The organism is Caldicellulosiruptor morganii (assembly GCF_026810225.1).
GTDB lineage: Bacteria > Bacillota > Thermoanaerobacteria > Caldicellulosiruptorales > Caldicellulosiruptoraceae > Caldicellulosiruptor > Caldicellulosiruptor morganii.
Genome location: NZ_CP113865.1, coordinates 2,093,324 through 2,110,771, shown reverse-complemented (window position 1 = coordinate 2,110,771; position 17,448 = coordinate 2,093,324). Strand labels below are relative to the sequence as shown.

The 17,448-nt window shown below is 37.4% G+C and carries 15 protein-coding genes and 1 pseudogene; 13 read left to right on the top strand and 3 right to left on the bottom strand.

Features of this window, described 5'->3' with window-relative positions:
- Positions 1-27 precede the first annotated feature (27 nt).
- From crcB (OTK00_RS10560) to OTK00_RS10500, 13 genes and pseudogenes are all read left to right on the top strand, one after another.
- Positions 28-429 carry a fluoride efflux transporter CrcB gene (crcB, locus tag OTK00_RS10560; protein WP_045168859.1) on the top strand — a complete coding sequence of 134 codons (402 nt, stop codon included), beginning with the start codon at positions 28-30 and terminating at the stop codon, positions 427-429.
- Positions 426-782 carry a fluoride efflux transporter CrcB gene (crcB, locus tag OTK00_RS10555; protein WP_045168860.1) on the top strand — a complete coding sequence of 119 codons (357 nt, stop codon included), beginning with the start codon at positions 426-428 and terminating at the stop codon, positions 780-782. Before crcB (OTK00_RS10560) ends, crcB (OTK00_RS10555) begins: the two co-directional genes overlap by 4 nt.
- A gap of 104 nt (positions 783-886) precedes the next feature.
- A complete protein-coding gene (locus tag OTK00_RS10550) occupies positions 887-1,201 on the top strand; it encodes a DUF4258 domain-containing protein (RefSeq protein ID WP_045168861.1) in 315 nt (104 codons plus the stop codon).
- Between the two features lie 3 nt (positions 1,202-1,204).
- A complete protein-coding gene (locus OTK00_RS10545; protein ID WP_045168862.1) occupies positions 1,205-1,435 on the top strand; it encodes a type II toxin-antitoxin system MqsA family antitoxin in 231 nt (76 codons plus the stop codon).
- A 196-nt stretch (positions 1,436-1,631) separates the two neighbouring features.
- The gene (gene hisS, locus OTK00_RS10540) at positions 1,632-2,891 is read left to right on the top strand and encodes a histidine--tRNA ligase (RefSeq protein WP_045168863.1); all 1,260 of its coding nucleotides are present in this window, start codon (positions 1,632-1,634) and stop codon (positions 2,889-2,891) included.
- 24 nt (positions 2,892-2,915) lie between these two features.
- The gene (aspS, locus tag OTK00_RS10535; RefSeq protein WP_082054599.1) at positions 2,916-4,703 is read left to right on the top strand and encodes an aspartate--tRNA ligase; all 1,788 of its coding nucleotides are present in this window, start codon (positions 2,916-2,918) and stop codon (positions 4,701-4,703) included.
- 249 nt (positions 4,704-4,952) lie between these two features.
- Positions 4,953-6,074, top strand: a pseudogene (locus OTK00_RS10530) (cellulase family glycosylhydrolase); the annotation flags it as partial.
- A gap of 269 nt (positions 6,075-6,343) precedes the next feature.
- Entirely contained in the window at positions 6,344-7,285 is a 942-nt protein-coding gene (locus OTK00_RS10525) for an ABC transporter permease (protein ID WP_045168865.1), read from the top strand.
- Between the two features lie 31 nt (positions 7,286-7,316).
- Positions 7,317-8,222: a carbohydrate ABC transporter permease gene (locus OTK00_RS10520; protein WP_045168866.1), complete on the top strand. Its 906-nt coding sequence runs from the start codon at positions 7,317-7,319 to the stop codon at positions 8,220-8,222.
- 96 nt (positions 8,223-8,318) lie between these two features.
- A complete protein-coding gene (locus tag OTK00_RS10515) occupies positions 8,319-9,821 on the top strand; it encodes an ABC transporter substrate-binding protein (RefSeq protein WP_045168867.1) in 1,503 nt (500 codons plus the stop codon).
- 175 nt (positions 9,822-9,996) lie between these two features.
- Positions 9,997-11,328, top strand: a complete 1,332-nt coding sequence (locus OTK00_RS10510) for an ABC transporter substrate-binding protein (RefSeq protein WP_045168869.1) — start codon at positions 9,997-9,999, stop codon at positions 11,326-11,328.
- 3 nt (positions 11,329-11,331) lie between these two features.
- Positions 11,332-13,155, top strand: a complete 1,824-nt coding sequence (locus OTK00_RS10505) for a sensor histidine kinase (RefSeq protein WP_045168870.1) — start codon at positions 11,332-11,334, stop codon at positions 13,153-13,155.
- A gap of 25 nt (positions 13,156-13,180) precedes the next feature.
- Positions 13,181-14,824 (top strand): response regulator transcription factor, encoded by a 1,644-nt coding sequence (locus OTK00_RS10500; RefSeq protein WP_045168871.1) that lies wholly within the window; start codon positions 13,181-13,183, stop codon positions 14,822-14,824.
- Positions 14,825-14,887: 63 nt separating this feature from the next.
- Here OTK00_RS10500 and OTK00_RS10495 read toward each other — a convergent pair whose 3' ends face one another.
- From OTK00_RS10495 to OTK00_RS10485, 3 genes are all read right to left on the bottom strand, one after another.
- Positions 14,888-16,108, bottom strand: a complete 1,221-nt coding sequence (locus OTK00_RS10495) for an MFS transporter (RefSeq protein WP_045168873.1) — start codon at positions 16,106-16,108, stop codon at positions 14,888-14,890.
- Complete coding sequence (locus OTK00_RS10490; protein ID WP_045168874.1) at positions 16,101-16,526, bottom strand: helix-turn-helix domain-containing protein; 426 nt, start codon at positions 16,524-16,526, stop codon at positions 16,101-16,103. The genes OTK00_RS10495 and OTK00_RS10490 overlap by 8 nt, the downstream gene beginning before the upstream one ends.
- Before the next feature lie 132 nt (positions 16,527-16,658).
- On the bottom strand, positions 16,659-17,366 hold the full coding sequence (locus tag OTK00_RS10485; protein WP_045168875.1) for an arginase family protein: 708 nt from the start codon (positions 17,364-17,366) through the stop codon (positions 16,659-16,661).
- Between the last annotated feature and the right edge of the window lie 82 nt (positions 17,367-17,448).

The window sequence follows — 17,448 nt, the reverse complement described above, 5'->3', positions numbered from 1 at the left end:
TGACAAACAGAAGGGAGAGGCTGAAGGATGAAGAACATTGCTGCAATTTCAGTTGGTGCATTTTTTGGTGCAATAAGCAGATACTTAATTTCACAGCTTTATGTAGCCGATTTTCCAGTAGCAACGCTTTTTATAAACGTGCTTGGAAGTTTTGTTTTGTGCTTTGTTGCACAGATTACTATTGATCATATAAAAATAAGACCTTCTTTACGCCACATGATTACAACTGGTTTTATAAGCAGCTTTACGACCTTTTCTACATTTGTAATTGAGATAGTAAAGCTTATCTCAAAAGGTGAGGCGGCAGTTGCTTTTATATATCCTGTGCTTTCAATTTTGCTCGGGCTTTTTGCAGCACTGCTTGGGTATGAGGCAGCAGAGTTTGTTGCAACAAGAAGGCAAAAAGAAGAGGTGGCTCAAGAGGTATGAATCTTTTAATTGTTGGACTTGGCGGGGTAGTGGGTGCAGTTTTAAGATATATAGTATCCAAGATTTTCAGGGAAGTTATGGCAAGAGAGCACCCGGTATCAACCATGTTTATAAACGTAGCTGGGTGCTTTTTCATAGGCTTTTTGTCATCCAAGCATTTACCACAGGGATACAAACTGTTTTTGACAACAGGCCTGCTCGGGGGATTTACCACATACTCTACTTTTATGTTTGAGACATCAAGGTACATAAAAAAATCAAAGTATAGAAAGGCTTTTCTGTATGTGTTCCTATCTGTTGTGTTTGGCATACTGGCAGCAGGTGCAGGGATCTGGCTGGCGGGAGTTATTTAGCTTTTTTGTTAAGATAGTAGATATAAAAGATATAAAAATGTGGTATAATCAAGAATGAATATTATTTAGATACAACAAAACCAACAGGGTGTGAAGTAACAATAATGCCTTTGTCTATAGAAGTAATAAGAAAATTCGTAAATGAGAAAAAAATTAAATGGCGTGCTCATATGTTGCAGAGGATGAGAGAAAGAAATATAACAAGGGAAAATGTACTAGAATGTATCCTAAAAGGTGAAATTATAGAGCAGTATGAAAATGATTATCCTTATCCGAGTTGTTTAATATCTTGGATACCTAAAAATGGTTCACCCCTTCATGTAGTCTGTGCAGTTGGGGATGGTTTTTTATGGCTTATAACTGCATATTTACCTTCTGAGGACGAATGGATGAATGATTTTAAGACGAGGAGGAAATAAAAAATGAAGTGTCCATTGTGTAGAACAGAAATGAAAGAAGGAAAGATTAAACATATTGTTGATGTTGGTAACCAAACTGTGATTATAAAAAACGTTCCAGCCCTTGTATGTGGACAATGCGGAGAAGCTTATCTTGATGATGAAACAGCACTTAAGCTTGAAAAGATAGTGGATGAACTTCTCAAAACCAGAACAGAGATAATTATAGCAAACTATTCAGATGTTGCTGCGTAGACAATTGCAAAAATTGGATTATCCCTTGTAAGATTGGATGCTTAAATTACACCAAGAAAGCTACAGGAGATATATAGGTTTTTAACCATTCTGTAGCTTTTTGTTTTTTTAGAGATTGAAACTTTCTTCTCAGGTAATATATAATTTAAATATTGTAAAAAATCAAAATTAAATTACCTTTAAGGAGAGGCTGTTTATGAAAATCCAGGCACCAAAAGGAACAAAGGATGTCCTGCCGGAAGAAAGTTATATCTGGCAATATGTTGAAGATAAATTCAGACAGATCTGCAAGCTCTACGGGTATGAAGAAGTAAGATTTCCAACATTTGAATATACAGAGCTTTTCCACAGGGGTGTTGGTGAGACAACCGACATTGTCCAAAAAGAGATGTACACCTTTTTAGATAAAGGTGGAAGAAGCATAACATTGCGTCCGGAGGGCACTGCATCTGTTGCAAGACTGTTCATTGAACATGGTTTTGCCTCACGATCAATGCCACAGCGACTTTATTACATTATCTCAGCATTCAGGTATGAAAACACACAGGGTGGAAGGTACAGGGAATTTCATCAGTTTGGTATTGAAAACTTTGGTTCAAAATCACCTGTGACAGATGCAGAGATTATTTCACTATCCTACAATTTCTTTGCATCTCTCGGGCTTGACAGCATTGTTGTTAACATAAACAGCATAGGATGTCCTGTTTGCAGAAAGGATTATGTTGCAAAGCTCAAAGAGTATTTTCAAAATCACATTGATAGCCTGTGTCAGACATGCAGGCAAAGGCTTGATAAAAATCCGATGAGAATTTTGGACTGCAAAGAAGATAGCTGCAGGCTGATTGCAAAAGAGGCTCCAAAACCAATAGAGTATCTCTGTGATGAGTGCAAAACTCATTTTGAAGCTTTAAAAGGGTATCTGGATGCTGCGGGAGTTTGTTACAAAGTTGATCTATACATTGTAAGAGGATTGGATTACTATACAAAAACAGTTTTTGAGATTGTTGACGTGGTTGCTGACAAAAAGCTTGCAATCTGCGGTGGGGGAAGGTATGATAACTTAATAGAGCAGATAGGTGGAGGCAGCATACCTGGCATTGGTTTTGCGATCGGGGTTGAGAGACTTATAATGCTTCTTTCACAGAAAGGTTTGATTCCTCAAAAACCGCAGGTTCCGCAGGTTTTTATAGCAACCCTTGGGGATTTAGCAGTAAAGAAGGCATTTGAGATTGCACGTGATTTGAGATCTGCTGGCATCTCGACTGTGATTGAAGAGCTTTCAAGAAGCCTTAAAGCTCAAATGAGGTATGCCGATAAAATGGGATGTGAGTTTTCGGTTATAATTGGAGAGGATGAAGTTTCAAAGGGTATTTGCAAGCTCAAGAACATGAAAACATCTGCTGAAGAGTATGTTGAGATAAACAAACTGTCAGAGCATATAAAGAGCAAAATATAATCTTTTGCAAAGAGGGTGATGTTTTTGGAAAGTATTAAGGGATTCAAAAGGACCAAGTACTGCGGTGAGGTATCGCTTGAGGATGTTGGTAAAGAGGTTGTCCTGACTGGCTGGGTTGATACAAGACGTGACCTTGGCGGTATAATATTTGTGGATTTGCGGGACAGAACAGGAATTGTTCAGGTTGTGTTCGATGAGAAGATGGGCGAGGAGCTTTTGGACAGGGCAGATTCACTGAGAAGTGAGTACTGTATTGGTGTCAGGGGAATTGTTGAGAAAAGACCGCCTGAGACCATAAATCCCAAAATCAAAACCGGTGAGGTTGAGGTTTGGGCAAAGGAGCTCAGGATATTCAGCAGGTCAGAAACACCGCCATTCCCAATTGAAGAAGGGATAAACGTAAATGAAGCTGTAAGGCTGAAATACAGATACCTTGACCTCAGAAGACCTGATATGCAAAGAAATCTCATGTTCAGGCACAAACTTTACCAGGTTGTGAGAAACTTCCTGTCCCAAAATGGCTTTGTTGAAATAGAAACGCCTATGCTCACAAAGTCAACACCCGAGGGTGCAAGGGACTATCTTGTTCCAAGTAGAATCTTTCCCGGCAAGTTTTTTGCACTGCCACAATCGCCACAGCTTTTCAAACAGCTTCTTATGGTAGCGGGATTTGACAGGTATTTTCAGATTGTAAAGTGTTTCAGGGATGAAGACCTGCGTGCAGACAGGCAGCCCGAGTTTACCCAGATTGATATAGAAATGTCTTTTGTTGATGTTGATGATGTTATTGAGATAAACGAAAGGCTTCTTCAGACAATTTTCAGAGAAATGCTTGGAATAGACCTGAAACTTCCTCTTCCCAGGCTGACATACAAAGAGGCAATGGAGAGGTTTGGCTCAGACAAGCCTGATACACGTTTTGGCATGGAGCTTGTCAATCTTACTGACATTGCAAAAAATTGTGAGTTCAAAGTCTTTTCAGATGCAGCAAACAAGGGTGGCTCTGTCAGGGCAATAAATGCAAAAGGGTGTGCCGAAAAATTTTCAAGACGTGAGATAGACGCTCTTGTGGAGTATGCCAAAAACTTTGGAGCAAAAGGGCTTGCCTGGATAGCAGTGGAAAGCGATGGCTTGAAATCGCCAATTGTTAAGTTTTTGAAGGAAGAGGAGATAAATGAGATTCTAAAAAGACTTGATGCCCAGGTTGGAGATCTTCTTTTGTTCTCAGCCGATAGAGATGAGCTTGTATTTGATGTTCTTGGGAATTTAAGGCTTGAGATTGCAAGAAAATTGAACCTTCTTGATAAGACAAAATTTAATCTATTATGGGTGACAGAGTTTCCGCTTTTTGAATACTCGGAGGAAGAGGGAAGGTATGTTGCAAAGCACCATCCGTTTACATCGCCGATGGATGAGGATATAGACTTTCTGGAGACAGACCCGGCAAGAGTCAGGTCAAAGGCATATGACATTGTTCTAAATGGCACAGAGATTGGTGGCGGCTCAATAAGAATTCACTCAACAGATCTGCAAAAGCGGATGTTCAGGGCGCTTGGTTTTACTGAAGAGCGCGCTCAGGACAGATTTGGATTTTTGCTTGAAGCATTCAAGTATGGCACACCGCCGCACGGTGGGATTGCATATGGCTTTGACAGGCTATGTATGCTTCTTTTGGGGCTTGATTCGATAAGAGATACAATTGCATTCCCGAAGGTGAAAGATTCCTCATGCCCGCTTACCGATGCACCATCTGAGGTTGAGCCAAAACAGTTAAGAGAGCTTCATATCAAAGTGGATGTTGTAAAGGGCTAAGAATACTGAAAAAGCTCACACTCTTTTGTTCAGGGATAAAAAGAGGGTGTGAGCTTTTTATCTTATTAAGGATATTTTCTGTGAGTTTTTTCAGGCTAAGTATCCCTTCTCAGGTCAAAATTTTGCAATAAAAGTATATATTTTTTACTTCTCTTTTGATAAAGAATTTGATATAGTTTTACTAATATAGTTTTACTTATCTTGTGTGATACTGATTACATTTTGATTTGCAAAGAGAGGGGGAAAGGTATGAGAAAGATAATTGCATGCTTTACCGCTTTCCTGCTTTTGTTTTCATGTTGTTTTGCTACAATTTCAGCCAAAACCGTGCCATATGAAAAACAAAAGTATCCTCATCTGCTTGGGAATGCATCTGTTAAAAAACCTTCTGTTGCAGGAATGCTAAGAGTGCAAAAGAAAAACAGGAAAAGTATTCTGGTTGATAAAAAAGGCAATCCCATTCAGCTTCGTGGTATGAGTACACATGGACTTCAATGGTTTGGTCAGATAATAAACCCCAATGCATTTGCGGCTCTCTCCAGGGACTGGGGATGCAACGTTATTCGACTGGCAATGTATGTGGGTGAAGGAGGATATGCTACAAATCCCAAAATTAAAGACAGGGTTATCGAAGGTATAAAACTGGCAATTAAGAATGACATGTATGTAATTGTGGACTGGCATGTTTTAAATCCCGGTGACCCAAATGCACCTGTTTACAGAGGTGCAAAAGAATTTTTCAAAGAGATAGCCCGGAAATTCCCGAATGATTATCACATTATCTATGAGCTTTGTAATGAGCCAAACCCAACAGAGCCGGGAGTTTCAAATGATGAAAAAGGGTGGAAAAAAATAAAGGCTTATGCTGAGCCCATAATAAAGATGCTAAGATCTATGGGGAATAAAAATCTCATAATTGTAGGGACTCCAAACTGGTCCCAGCGTCCGGACTTTGCCATAGATGATCCGATAAAAGACAGCAATGTTATGTACTCTCTTCACTTTTATGCAGGAACGCATTTTGCAGATGGAATTGTGTTTGAAAACTTAAAAAGGGCAATAGATGCAGGTGTACCTGTGTTTGTCACAGAGTGGGGAACAAGTGAGGCAAGCGGCGATGGTGGACCGTATCTTGATGAAGCTGATAAGTGGCTTGAGTACCTCAATGCAAACAATATAAGCTGGGTAAACTGGTCTTTATCAAACAAAAAAGAGGTATCTGCGGCATTTTTGCCGGCTATTCAGGGCAGGTCAAAGGGAACAAGCCTGGACCCCGGGAATGACAAAAAATGGGAAATTAAAGAGCTCAGTATTTCAGGTGAGTATGTAAGATGCAGAATTAAGGGTATTCCCTATCAACCGGTAAAAAGATGAACACGTGCAGAAACTTATTTATTTGAAGAAAACTGAGGAGCTATTTCAATATAGCTCCTTTTTTGTTTTGTATTACAACTCAATTATACTATTTTGCCATTTAACAGGTCAAAATAATGCAAATTTATATATCAAGATTTAACAAAAAGAGCGCAATTTATTTAATTCATTTTTGCTATAAGTGTTAGTAAACTATAATCAAAAGCAAATCTAAGCATTAAAAACAGGAAAAATAGCCGGAGTAAAGGAAAGGGGAAATAAATGGTATGCAAAACAATCAGCGCACTTATCGAAGTGAATTTTTTAAAGAACTTGACAAAAATTTTCCCTTATTTGTAATGGCACTGCCGGGGGTAATTCTTCTAATTGCTTTTTCCTACCTTCCACTGTTTGGACTTATCATAGCATTTAAAGATGTACATTACGATGTGGGGATTTTAAAAAGTCCATGGGTTGGCTTTAAAAACTTTGAATTTTTGTTTAAAACACCGGATGCGTTCGTAATCACAAGAAATACTCTCTTGTATAACTTTGCATTCATTGTTTTTGGCAATTTAGCTGCGATAGCAACAGCAATTGCTCTGAGTGAGATGAGGGCAAGGTTTATGGCAAAGTTCTACCAGTCGGTAATGTTTCTACCCTATTTTTTATCATGGGTTGTTGTTGCTTACATGGCGTTTGCGTTTTTAAGTGTTGACCTTGGGATACTCAATACACTGGTATTGCCGAAGCTCGGGATAGAGCCAATTGCATGGTATGTTGAGCCAAAGCCATGGCCTGTGATAATTATTTTGGCAAATCTTTGGAAATACACAGGGTACAATGCGGTTATTTATCTGGCTGCAATTACAGGTATTGATCCTGAATACTATGAAGCAGCGCTCATAGATGGGGCAACAAAATGGCAGCAAATAAGACATATTACATTTCCACTTTTGTCACCGCTTGTTGTTGTGCTTGTTTTGCTTGGCATAGGAAGAATATTTTATGCAGACTTTGGGCTTTTCTATCAGCTTCCCATGAACAGCGGAGCGCTATATGATGTTACAAACGTCATTGATACATATGTGTACAGGACACTTATGGGAATGAATGACATAGGAATGGCTTCGGCAGCAAGTTTTTACCAGTCCATTATGGGATTTATACTTGTTTTGACTTCAAATCTTATTGTTCGAAGACTTGATCCTGAAAAAGCGCTCTTTTAACAACCAATAACGTGGAAAGGCGTGATGATATATGCATTCAAAGAGCAGGTTTTTACAAATATCACTGCCGGCAGAGATAATACTGCATGTGGTGTTCTGGATTATAACACTTTTGTGCTTGCTTCCTCTCTGGGCTGTCATTGCGATATCTTTAAGCAACGATGAGGCAATGCGACAGGTTGGTTACAGACTAATACCGGTTAAATTCAGCACAAAATCATATGAGTTTGTACTGAGTCAGGGGATTGCAGTTGCACGGGCATATGGTATCACCATATTTGTAACACTTGTGGGAACACTTCTGTGTGTTGCAGTAGTTTCAATGTATGCATATGTGCTGTTCAGGAAGGATTTCAAATATAGAAAGTTTTTTACCTTCTTTGGCTTTTTTACAATGCTTATTAACGCCGGGCTTGTGCCATGGTATATAGTTTGTGTAAATGTGCTGCATTTGAAAAACACAATCTTTGCTCTTATTCTCCCGTATGTTATGAACATGTGGTATGTTTTGATTTTCAGAACATATCTTTCAATGTCACTGCCGGACTCCATCATTGAATCGGCAAAAATTGATGGTGCAGGAGAGTTCACAATATTTTTCAGAATAGTCGTTCCGCTTGTAAAGCCAGGGCTTGCCACAATAGCGCTGTTTGCAGCAATAATGTACTGGAACGACTGGTGGCTTCCATTTATGTTGATTGAAAATGAAGAGCTGTACAATCTGCAATATTTGATGTACAGGGTGCAGCAAAAGATCCAGTATCTGGCTGAGATTGCTTCTAAACTGGCAATGAGTCCATCTATTCCACCTGATATACCGGCAGAGTCAGCAAGAATGGCAATGGCAGTTTTTGGAATAGGTCCAATAATTCTGGCTTACCCATTTTTCCAGCGATACTTTGTCAAAGGTCTTACCATAGGTGCCATTAAAGGGTAAGACTCTAAAGGGCGGTTATAGGCTTTCGGATGCCTGCAATATGCGGGCGGCCGGAGGCTTATAATAAAAACAAAAAACTTGGGGAGGTTGATTTTAGTGAAACTCAAAAAGCTGTTTGTAGTGATGCTTGCAGTGGCATTTGTATTGACAAGCGTGATTGGCATTGTAAGTGGTTTTGCAGCTTCTTCATCAAAGCTTCCTTATGTTAAGCTCACATGGTATGTCATTGGAACACCACAGAAGGACTGGGATTTGATTAACCAGAAGGTAAACGGGTACATCAAACCAAAGCTGAATGCTGAGATCAAGATGACAATGTTTGACTGGGGCGAGTACAACGACAGAATGCAGACAAAGATTGCAGCTGGTGAGCCATTTGACATCTGCTTCACAGCTATCTGGACAAACAACTACAGAACAAATGTTGCAAAGGGTGCATTCTTACCGCTCAACAAACCGGGGAAAGACTATCTTTCAAAGTATGCACCCAAGACAAAGAAGCTTTTGGGTGATGACTTTATCAAAGGTGCTTCAATCAACGGGATTTTGTATGCAATCCCTGCAAACAAAGAAAAGGCTCATAACTGGGGATTTATTGTGAGAATGGATCTTGTGAAAAAGTACAAACTTCAGGATATGTTCAAGAAAGTTAAGAAGTTGGAAGATTTGGAGCCTTATTTGAGAGTTATTAAACAGAAAGAGCCAGGTATATACGCATTGGGTGCGTATGCGGGTGAATCACCGAGATTTTTACTTGACTGGGATAAGGTTGTAGATGATGATGTTCCTGTTTCACTTTATCCAAACAACAAGAGCACAAAGATAGTGAATGAACTTGAGCAGCCAAATACTAAGGCACTTTATAAAACTGTAAGAAAGTACTATCTGGCAGGTTATATTAGAAAAGACGCAGCTCAGGTAACAGACTGGATGACTGACCTGAAAGCAGGAAAGGTATTTGTAATGCCACAGTCCTTAAAGCCTGGCAAGGATGCTGAGATGTCAATTTCAACAGGATATGAATGGAAACAGATTGACATCACACCACCTGTTATGTCAACAAGAGAATGTATTGGTTCAATGCAGGCAATAAATGCAAAGTCCAAGAATCCTGAAAGAGCTCTTATGTTCCTTGAACTTTTCAATACAGATAAGTATCTTAATAACCTGGTTAACTTTGGTATAGAAGGTCAGCACTATGTATTCAAGGATAAAGCAAAAGGAATAATTGCACCGGGACCAAAAGCAAAGGACTACAGCCCTGGTCTTGGCTGGATGTTTGGTAACCAGTTTATAAACTACATCTATGAGAATGAGGATCCGAACAAGTGGAAGAACTTTGAAGAGTACAACAAGAAGGCATTACCACTCCTGAGCCTTGGATTTAATTTTAATGACTCAAAGGTAAAAACACAGGTTGCTGCATGCAAGAGTGTATGGAAACAGTACATTCCGATGCTCGAGACAGGTTCTGTTGATCCGGATAAGTATATACCGCAGGCTATCCAGAAATTCAAACAGGCTGGTGTGGATGTAATAATAAAAGAGGCTCAGAAACAATATGATGAGTTCTTGAAGAAGACAGGTAGAGTAAAATAATATTAAAACTATTTAAAAAAGAAGTAAACAGGATACCGGTAGTATAACTGCTGGTATCCTGTTTTATTTTTGCGATTGCCAGGGTGGTAAATTAATATTGATAGTGTGAAAAATGTAAGGTAAAATATTACTTGAGGGTTTAGAAAATAAACAATATGCAGTGGTGTGATTTCTGATGTTTAAAAAGAGAAAGGCAACATATTGTGGATTCTTGATGCCTTTGATAACTACTATTGTTATAATACTAATATTGATCTTAAATACTCAAAAAAATATTCAGGAGAATATAATAATTACAAATGACGAAGTAAATCCTAAGACAGAGCTCAGATTTATAAGCTCGTGGGGTGGTGTTGACCCCTATTCGGATACCCTTTCGTTTGTTTTGAATAAATTCCAGGAGGAAAATAAAAATATTATAATTGTCAATGAGTCACTATTTGGAGATGAATTTTTGATAAAACTTCAAACTGATTTTGCTTCGGGTAATGCGCCTGATGTCTTCGGTCTTTTCCCGGGGTCTGTAAGAGACATATTGATTAAAAGTGGTAAGGTGGCTGAACTGACCGGTCTGCTGAAAAGCGATGAAAAGTGGTATGAAGGCTTTTATCCCAATATGTGGAAATATGTTACATGGAATGGAAAAATTTATGGACTCCCCTTTGAGACAATAGTTGAGTGTCTTTTTGTAAATAAAGACATATTTGAGAAATATAATTTAAAGATGCCTGAAAATTTTGCACAGCTCAAAGATGTTTGCAAAAAACTCAGAAGCTATGGAATAGTTCCCATTGCATTCAATGCGCAGCCGGAGGGTACCTACATATATCAGAACTTAATAGTTGCAATTGGGACAAAGCAGGAAGTTGAAAGTCCTTTGAAAGATCATAAAATATCACAACCTTACATAAAAGCTCTGGATTATTTAAAGGAGCTTTACAAGATAGGTGCGTTTCCGGATAATTATTATACACTTACAAGTAAGCAGCGAAATGATCTATTTTTGAGCAAAAAAGCAGCAATGATTGTGCAGGGTTCCTGGTTTATTCCAAAGTGTGATCCCAGAACAGTGGATATATATTTTTTCCCTCGGGTTAAAATGAATGGGAAAAAACAGCTAATTTATGGACTTGGCGGCGGAACATTTTACATGAGTACTTCATGCTGGAAAGATGCCAAAAAAAGAAGTCTGGCAGTAAAGCTTTTAAAATATCTCACATCAGAAAAGACTGCGAGAATATTTGTTGAAAGAACAGGGCTTATTCCGAACATAAAAATAACAAATCCACCCAAAATTACAAATCCGCTCAGGGCAAAAGCAGAAGGACTGATCAAAGATGCAGATGTGCTTATTTCACCACCAGACCATTTTATTGATAGGACTATCTGGGATGAGGTTGTTACCAAAAATATTCCTTATGTTCTAAATGGGAGAATTTTGCCCGAGCAGCTGTGGAAAAACGCTGTTCTGGCATGGGAAGAGAATATAAAAAAACTGGGTGAATAAATAATGGGAAAACAAAAAGGGATTTTCAATAGATTTTTAAAATATTACAGAGGTATTTCAATAGACAAAAAGTTTCTGGCAGCGTCGTATATTCAGATATTTATTCCAATAATACTGATAGGTCTTTTAAGCTTCAGGATTTCTTCTGACCTTATTTTTAAAAAGTATGTCAGCTACACCTCTGATGTCATTAAAACTGCAAGATTGAGAATTGTTGATAAAATAAATGAATTAAATTTGATTACACAGGATGTTCTGTATCAAAATGAGCTGTATAATCTTCTTGAAAAAGCCGGGCAAAATGTGGACTATTACGATGATGTCGCTTCATTTACAAATAAACTCAGAAAGATTATCCTGGGACATCGTGATATTCAGTCTATAGGTATTTTTACAAAAGAAAAGAAGATATGTATAATTGACAACACATCTCAAAAAAAGGGACTTGATGATATTGTACCAGTGACCATTACGTTTGAAAAACTCTATAATATTGCATCAAACGCCGGTGGAAAGCCTGTATGGTATGTTGAAGACATTGGCGGGGAAGATAATAATAATCCGGCTGTTGTTATTGCAAGAACTATAAATAATCCACGAACATTGAAATTTCAGGGGATATTAGCAATCATGGTAAACACAGAGTTGTTTGCAAAGACCTTTTCAGAGCTTGTTGCAGAAAAAAGTCAGGCAATTTCACTAATTGGACAAAACACCTTTGTTTGCACGAAGGGACAGATCAACAAAAAAGAAGTCATGAAACTTGCAAACAGCATTAAAAATGAAAATGGCGTTGTCACATACACCTCAAAAGATTATATTGTAAACATACTGCCAATAAAAGAAATTGACTGGTATATTGTAACATCAATACCTGTAAAAGTTCTTTTTAAAGATATAGATAAACTGCGCATGTGGCTTATTATTCTTTGTTTTTTATCTTTCATGATAACATCTGCAATGGCTCTTTTAATCTCTATGGATTTTTTAAAGCCAATATCGGCTATTGTTGATGCCACCAAAAAAGTCAGAAGTGGGGAGTATACCACAATAGATGACCTTGAGAGAAAGGATGAGCTGGGGCTGTTAATTGAAAACTTCAATAGTATGGTGCAGAAGATAAACCATCTTATAAACTCTATTTACAGAGAGCAAATAACCAGGAAAGAAGCTGAAATAAAAGCGCTGCAGAGCCAGCTCAATCCCCATTTTTTATTTAATATATTGGAATCAATTAACTGGCTTGCACAGCTAAACGGGGTGAGTCAAATTAGTGATGTTGTGATAGCTCTTTCAAGACTTTTGGAGGTGAATTTGAAGGAGGAAAAATTTCTGCCTCTTGAGGAAGAGCTAAAATACATAGCCTCATACATATCTATTTTGAAAATAAACTTCGGAGAGGAAAATCTGGAATTGGAGATTGATGCAGACAGGAAGGCTTTAAAATTCAGGATTCCAAAGCTATTGATTCAACCGCTTGTAGAAAACTCTGTTTTTCATGGGATAAGACCCAAAGGGAAAGGAAAGATTTTTATTGGATGTTATGTGTTTGATGAAAAGCTCAACATAATTGTCAGAGATGACGGAATAGGGATAAATCCTGAAAAGCTAAACAGGATTCGTGATGGGCTTGCAGCTGAATTTGAGTTTGAACAGGAGGAAAAGTCGTACACAAGAATTGGACTTTTGAATGTTGTAAAAAGATTGAAATTGATATACGGCAATGATGCTCACTTTTCGATTGAAAGTGTGCCGGGTAAAGGGACTACAATAAAAATAGAAATTTCTGTTGAAGCGATAGAAAGAGCATATGAGGATGCCTTATAATACTTGTGAGGAGAGGTATTTTAAAATGTACAAGATTCTAATTGTGGACGATGATATGCTGATCAGGAAAGGAATCAGAAATGTAATTAGATGGAAAGACCTGAACTGCGAGATTTGTGGCGAGGCTTCAACGGCGGAGGAAGCATTGGAGCTTGTAAAAGAACTGTCACCTGATATAGTAATTACTGATATAAAAATGCCTAATATGGATGGCATAGAAATGATTGAAGAAATAAAAAGGATCTTGCCACAGTGCAAGATTATTATTCTTACAGCTTATAGAGAATTTGAATATGCTCAAAAAGCTATAAAACTTGGTGCGTTTGATTTTTTGCTAAAACCAACCAAGGTGGAAGATATAATAAACGTTGTTCAAAAAGCTATTGCTGAGATAAATAAAGAAAGGGTGGTAATAGAGGAACTTGAAAAAGCGAACAAACTTTTACAAGAGAAGTTACCAATTTTAAGGGAAAACTTTTTGTTCAATGTTATATTTGAAATGATTACAAATGAAGATGAGATTGTTCGGATGGCACAGATTTATAAAATTGATATAAATAACTTTGTGATGATTCTGGCTGAATGTGGGATAAGAGAAGAAAGCGAAAAGCAAAATGGGCATTTGTATCTTCTGGGGGTTTCTAACATACTAAATGACTTTATTGGTGAAGGTTGCTCTGTATATACAATATATCTGAATAATTTCCAGGCAGTGTATATTGTGAGTTTTAACCAGGAACTTTCCAAGAAAGAGGAGACAGAATTTTTTGAACTTTTAAAACAGGTAAAAAAGGCAGCTATTGAATGTTTTAGCATAGACCTTACACTTGTTGTCAGTACCTGGGGCTATGGTATAATAGAACTTTCAGGTAAATTCAAGGAATGCATTGATGCTATAAATTATAAGTTTTACTTTGACAATGAAGATATAATCTACTACAAAGACCTTTCGCATCTTTTTGTTTATGTTGATGACAAAAAATTGAAGCATTTGAGAAGTGAGATTATTTCAAATGTGAGGTACGGGAATATTTCCAATATAGATACTCTTCTGGTAGAGCTCGAAGAAACATTGAAAAGGTCAAAGGCTGACAAGCAGTATATAATCAATTTATATTATCTTATGTTAATTGAAATAAACATGATAAAAACCCAGGTATTACTATCAAATTCAAATCAAGACAATAATGAAAATGATCTTCAGGGCATTGAGTTTTTGAGCGAGATTTTGAAGTGCAAGAGTATTTCTGATCTAAATGGTGTGCTCAAAGCATCAATTCAGAGGACAGTTGAGGAGATACAGAGGCATAACCAGAGCAAAATGGGCAGCCTGGTTAAGAAAGTGATTGAATATATCAAAGCAAACTACTTTTACAGTGAAATATCACTTTCTGAGATTTCAGAAAAGTTTTTTGTGAGTCCTTCTTACCTGAGCAGGCTGTTCAAAAAGGAAACAGGCAAAAATCTTTCTGATTTTATAAATGAATATAGGATTGAAAAAGCAAAAGAACTTCTTGCAACAACCGATTTGAAGACATATGAAATTGCAGATAAAGTTGGCATTCCAGATCCTCACTATTTTTCAAGAATATTTAAGCGATATACGGGTTACAGCCCTTCTGAGTACAAAGAAGCAATAAAATTCAGAAATGCAGGATTAAATGGCTAAGAAATGGGGCAGTAGCTTTTAGCTTGAAGCTGCTACGAAAAATAAAATTTTAAAAAAGAAAATTTAATTTTCTTTTAGGCTGACCACTTTTAAAAGAGATATAGAAGCAGTGATTGCAAGGGCTGCACCGAATATAAACGGTGCTGAAGGAGAGATATACTGCCATAAAAATCCAGCAATCAAACTTGCAGGAAATGCAAATATTCCAACAGCCCCATTGTAAAGTCCATAAGCGGTTCCTCTTTTTTCGGGTTCAACCAGATCAGCAACAAGCGCCTTTTCAACACCTTCTGTGAGACCGTAGTAAAGACCATAAAGAATGTACAGGATAACTATTTGATAGGTTTTTGTTGCAAGCCCGAAACCAAGATAAATCAATGCATATACAGTCCAGCCGGCAACAATCAAATATTGGCGTTTTATTCTATCTGAAAGAATTCCTGCCGGGTAGGCACTGATTGTGGTTATAAAGTTAAAGGCGGCTAACATTAAAAATATCTCCAGGATACTCAAACCTCTGTTTTGAGCCTGAAGTATCAAAAATGCATCGGAAGAGTTGCCAAGTGTGAAAATTGAAATTGTGAGAAGATACAGCTTAAATCTTCTGTCAAAGCCCTTCAAAGAGAGGTTCACTTTATTTGCATTGCTCCTCCCATTTTTGACATCCACAGCAAAGGCAATTATGAGAAAAAGAGCAATAAAGACTGGAAAGATTGAAATTAACACCAGAATCTTAAATAAATGGTCTGTGAGTTTGATTGCATTCTTTGAAGAAAAATAGATAACCAAAGAGCCTGTAAGAAGGGCAAGGATTGCACCTGCCGGGTCCATTGCTCTGTTAAAACCAAAGGCTTTCCCAAGCTCCTCTTTTTCTGTGGTATTTGCAATGAGTGCATCTCTTGGAGATGTTCTGATGCCCTTTCCGACTCTGTCCAAAAACCTTATTATAAGCACAAATACCCAGTTGTTTGCAAAGTACAAAAGTGGTTTTGAAATTGCTGAAAGACCATAGCCCAAAGTAACAAGCCATTTTCGGCTGTTTAACTTATCAGAAATGTAGCCTGAAAAAATTTTAAGAATTGTGGCAGTTGAGTCCGCCACTCCCTCTATAAGTCCAATTATAGATGTTTTTGTATTCAATACGTTTTTCAAAAACAGTGGCAGTGCTCTTATTGTAAGTTCGCTTGAAAAGTCGTTCAGAAAACTTACAAAACCAAATATAAAAGCATTCCACGGTATACCAAATATTTTCTTTTCCCGAATGTTTGAATCTTTGCTATTCATCCTCTTCATCTCCCTTTTCTTCATTTTGCCATTCAAATTCAAGTTCAAACTTGATGGCATCAGCTCTTTTTTTGATTTTTACCTCCATCTCTACGTTTTCAGGAAATTCAAATCTTTTGTCTTCAATGGTGATTGACTTTTCCTGTGCAATAGTGTCGAGTATTTCTTTTGCATGGGATACCAGGCTTTCAGTTTTTCCACTTTTTACTTCTTCAAAACGCAAAATAGCTTGGCTTTTGAAATAGTCTCTTGAAGAACCTTTGCCAAGCCACTCAAGCAAAGCCCTTTTTGAGAATCGCCACTCTCTTCCAATCTTTCGTGCGGGGATATCTTCATCTTTTAAAAGCTGATTGAACGTCTTGCTTGATATTTCCAGGAATTTGGCTGCCTCTTCGAAATTCAAAACCTCTTTCTCCATTAAAATCACCTCAAATTACAGTTAAATTATAGTTAAGTTATAATTATATTATAGTTTAAATGAACATCAATTGCAATACAAAATATTATCTTCACCAGGAAAAAATACAGAAAAATACGGATTAGGTGTTTTTCATCCGGCTAAAAGCTGTGAACCTGCTGTGAATAAGCTTAGCAATCTCAGGTTAATATTTTCACTTTTCTTGTGCTCAGGTGAAAAAAAAGTAACAGGTGGTTCTCCACAAACGTCTGCACCGGCTATGTTGTATTTGGAAATAAAGTATGAAAGAATCTCAAAAAGTGTAGCAGCATCGCAGCTTCCCTGGTCCCACGTTGTTTTTAAAGTGGAACAATTTAGAATATCTTTGTCAATGCTTATGTAAACATCAAAATGGGGTTGGATTTTTCTGTACTCTGATGGTGAAAATATTTTTAGCTTTTGATTTTCTATAGCTTTTTTTTCTTCCGAGATGACAAATACTTCTTCTACATTGCCAAGATTGCAAGCATCTTTTAGCCATGAGCCACAGCTGACAAATCCCTTAAAAAAGTTTGAATAGTCAACATGTTTGTCAAAAACAATTAATGATATCTTTTGTGGGATATTTTTGAGAAGAAGAAGTGTAAAATGGTGAAAGTCACCAGAGCCAAGAAAGCACAGCGAATTTTTTATATTTTTAATCTTCTCAAACACCACTTTCATTGTATCTTCTGAGCACATATATCTTGTGGAGCTTATGCTGCTTATGTCAATTATTTTGCATGAGCTTTTCAGTCTTGGTTGAAAGGAATAGTAGGTGTCAAACATCAAAATATAAGAAGAAGACAATAAGCTTTTCATTGCTCATCATCTCCTTCCCGGGTTTTAGTGTGAATGATAAAGTTTTCAATTATGATTATATCACTTCTTTTGCAAATCTTTT

Bases quoted from the DNA above. Each gene is read 5' to 3' on its own strand.
- crcB (WP_045168859.1), top strand. From the start codon at position 28: ATGAAGAACATTGCTGCAATTTCAGTTGGTGCATTTTTTGGTGCAATA.
- crcB (WP_045168860.1), top strand. From the start codon at position 426: ATGAATCTTTTAATTGTTGGACTTGGCGGGGTAGTGGGTGCAGTTTTA.
- OTK00_RS10550 (WP_045168861.1), top strand. From the start codon at position 887: ATGCCTTTGTCTATAGAAGTAATAAGAAAATTCGTAAATGAGAAAAAA.
- OTK00_RS10545 (WP_045168862.1), top strand. From the start codon at position 1,205: ATGAAGTGTCCATTGTGTAGAACAGAAATGAAAGAAGGAAAGATTAAA.
- hisS (WP_045168863.1), top strand. From the start codon at position 1,632: ATGAAAATCCAGGCACCAAAAGGAACAAAGGATGTCCTGCCGGAAGAA.
- OTK00_RS10525 (WP_045168865.1), top strand. From the start codon at position 6,344: ATGCAAAACAATCAGCGCACTTATCGAAGTGAATTTTTTAAAGAACTT.
- OTK00_RS10520 (WP_045168866.1), top strand. From the start codon at position 7,317: ATGCATTCAAAGAGCAGGTTTTTACAAATATCACTGCCGGCAGAGATA.
- OTK00_RS10510 (WP_045168869.1), top strand. From the start codon at position 9,997: ATGTTTAAAAAGAGAAAGGCAACATATTGTGGATTCTTGATGCCTTTG.
- OTK00_RS10505 (WP_045168870.1), top strand. From the start codon at position 11,332: ATGGGAAAACAAAAAGGGATTTTCAATAGATTTTTAAAATATTACAGA.
- OTK00_RS10500 (WP_045168871.1), top strand. From the start codon at position 13,181: ATGTACAAGATTCTAATTGTGGACGATGATATGCTGATCAGGAAAGGA.
- OTK00_RS10495 (WP_045168873.1), bottom strand. From the start codon at position 16,108: ATGAATAGCAAAGATTCAAACATTCGGGAAAAGAAAATATTTGGTATA.
- OTK00_RS10490 (WP_045168874.1), bottom strand. From the start codon at position 16,526: ATGGAGAAAGAGGTTTTGAATTTCGAAGAGGCAGCCAAATTCCTGGAA.
- OTK00_RS10485 (WP_045168875.1), bottom strand. From the start codon at position 17,366: ATGAAAAGCTTATTGTCTTCTTCTTATATTTTGATGTTTGACACCTAC.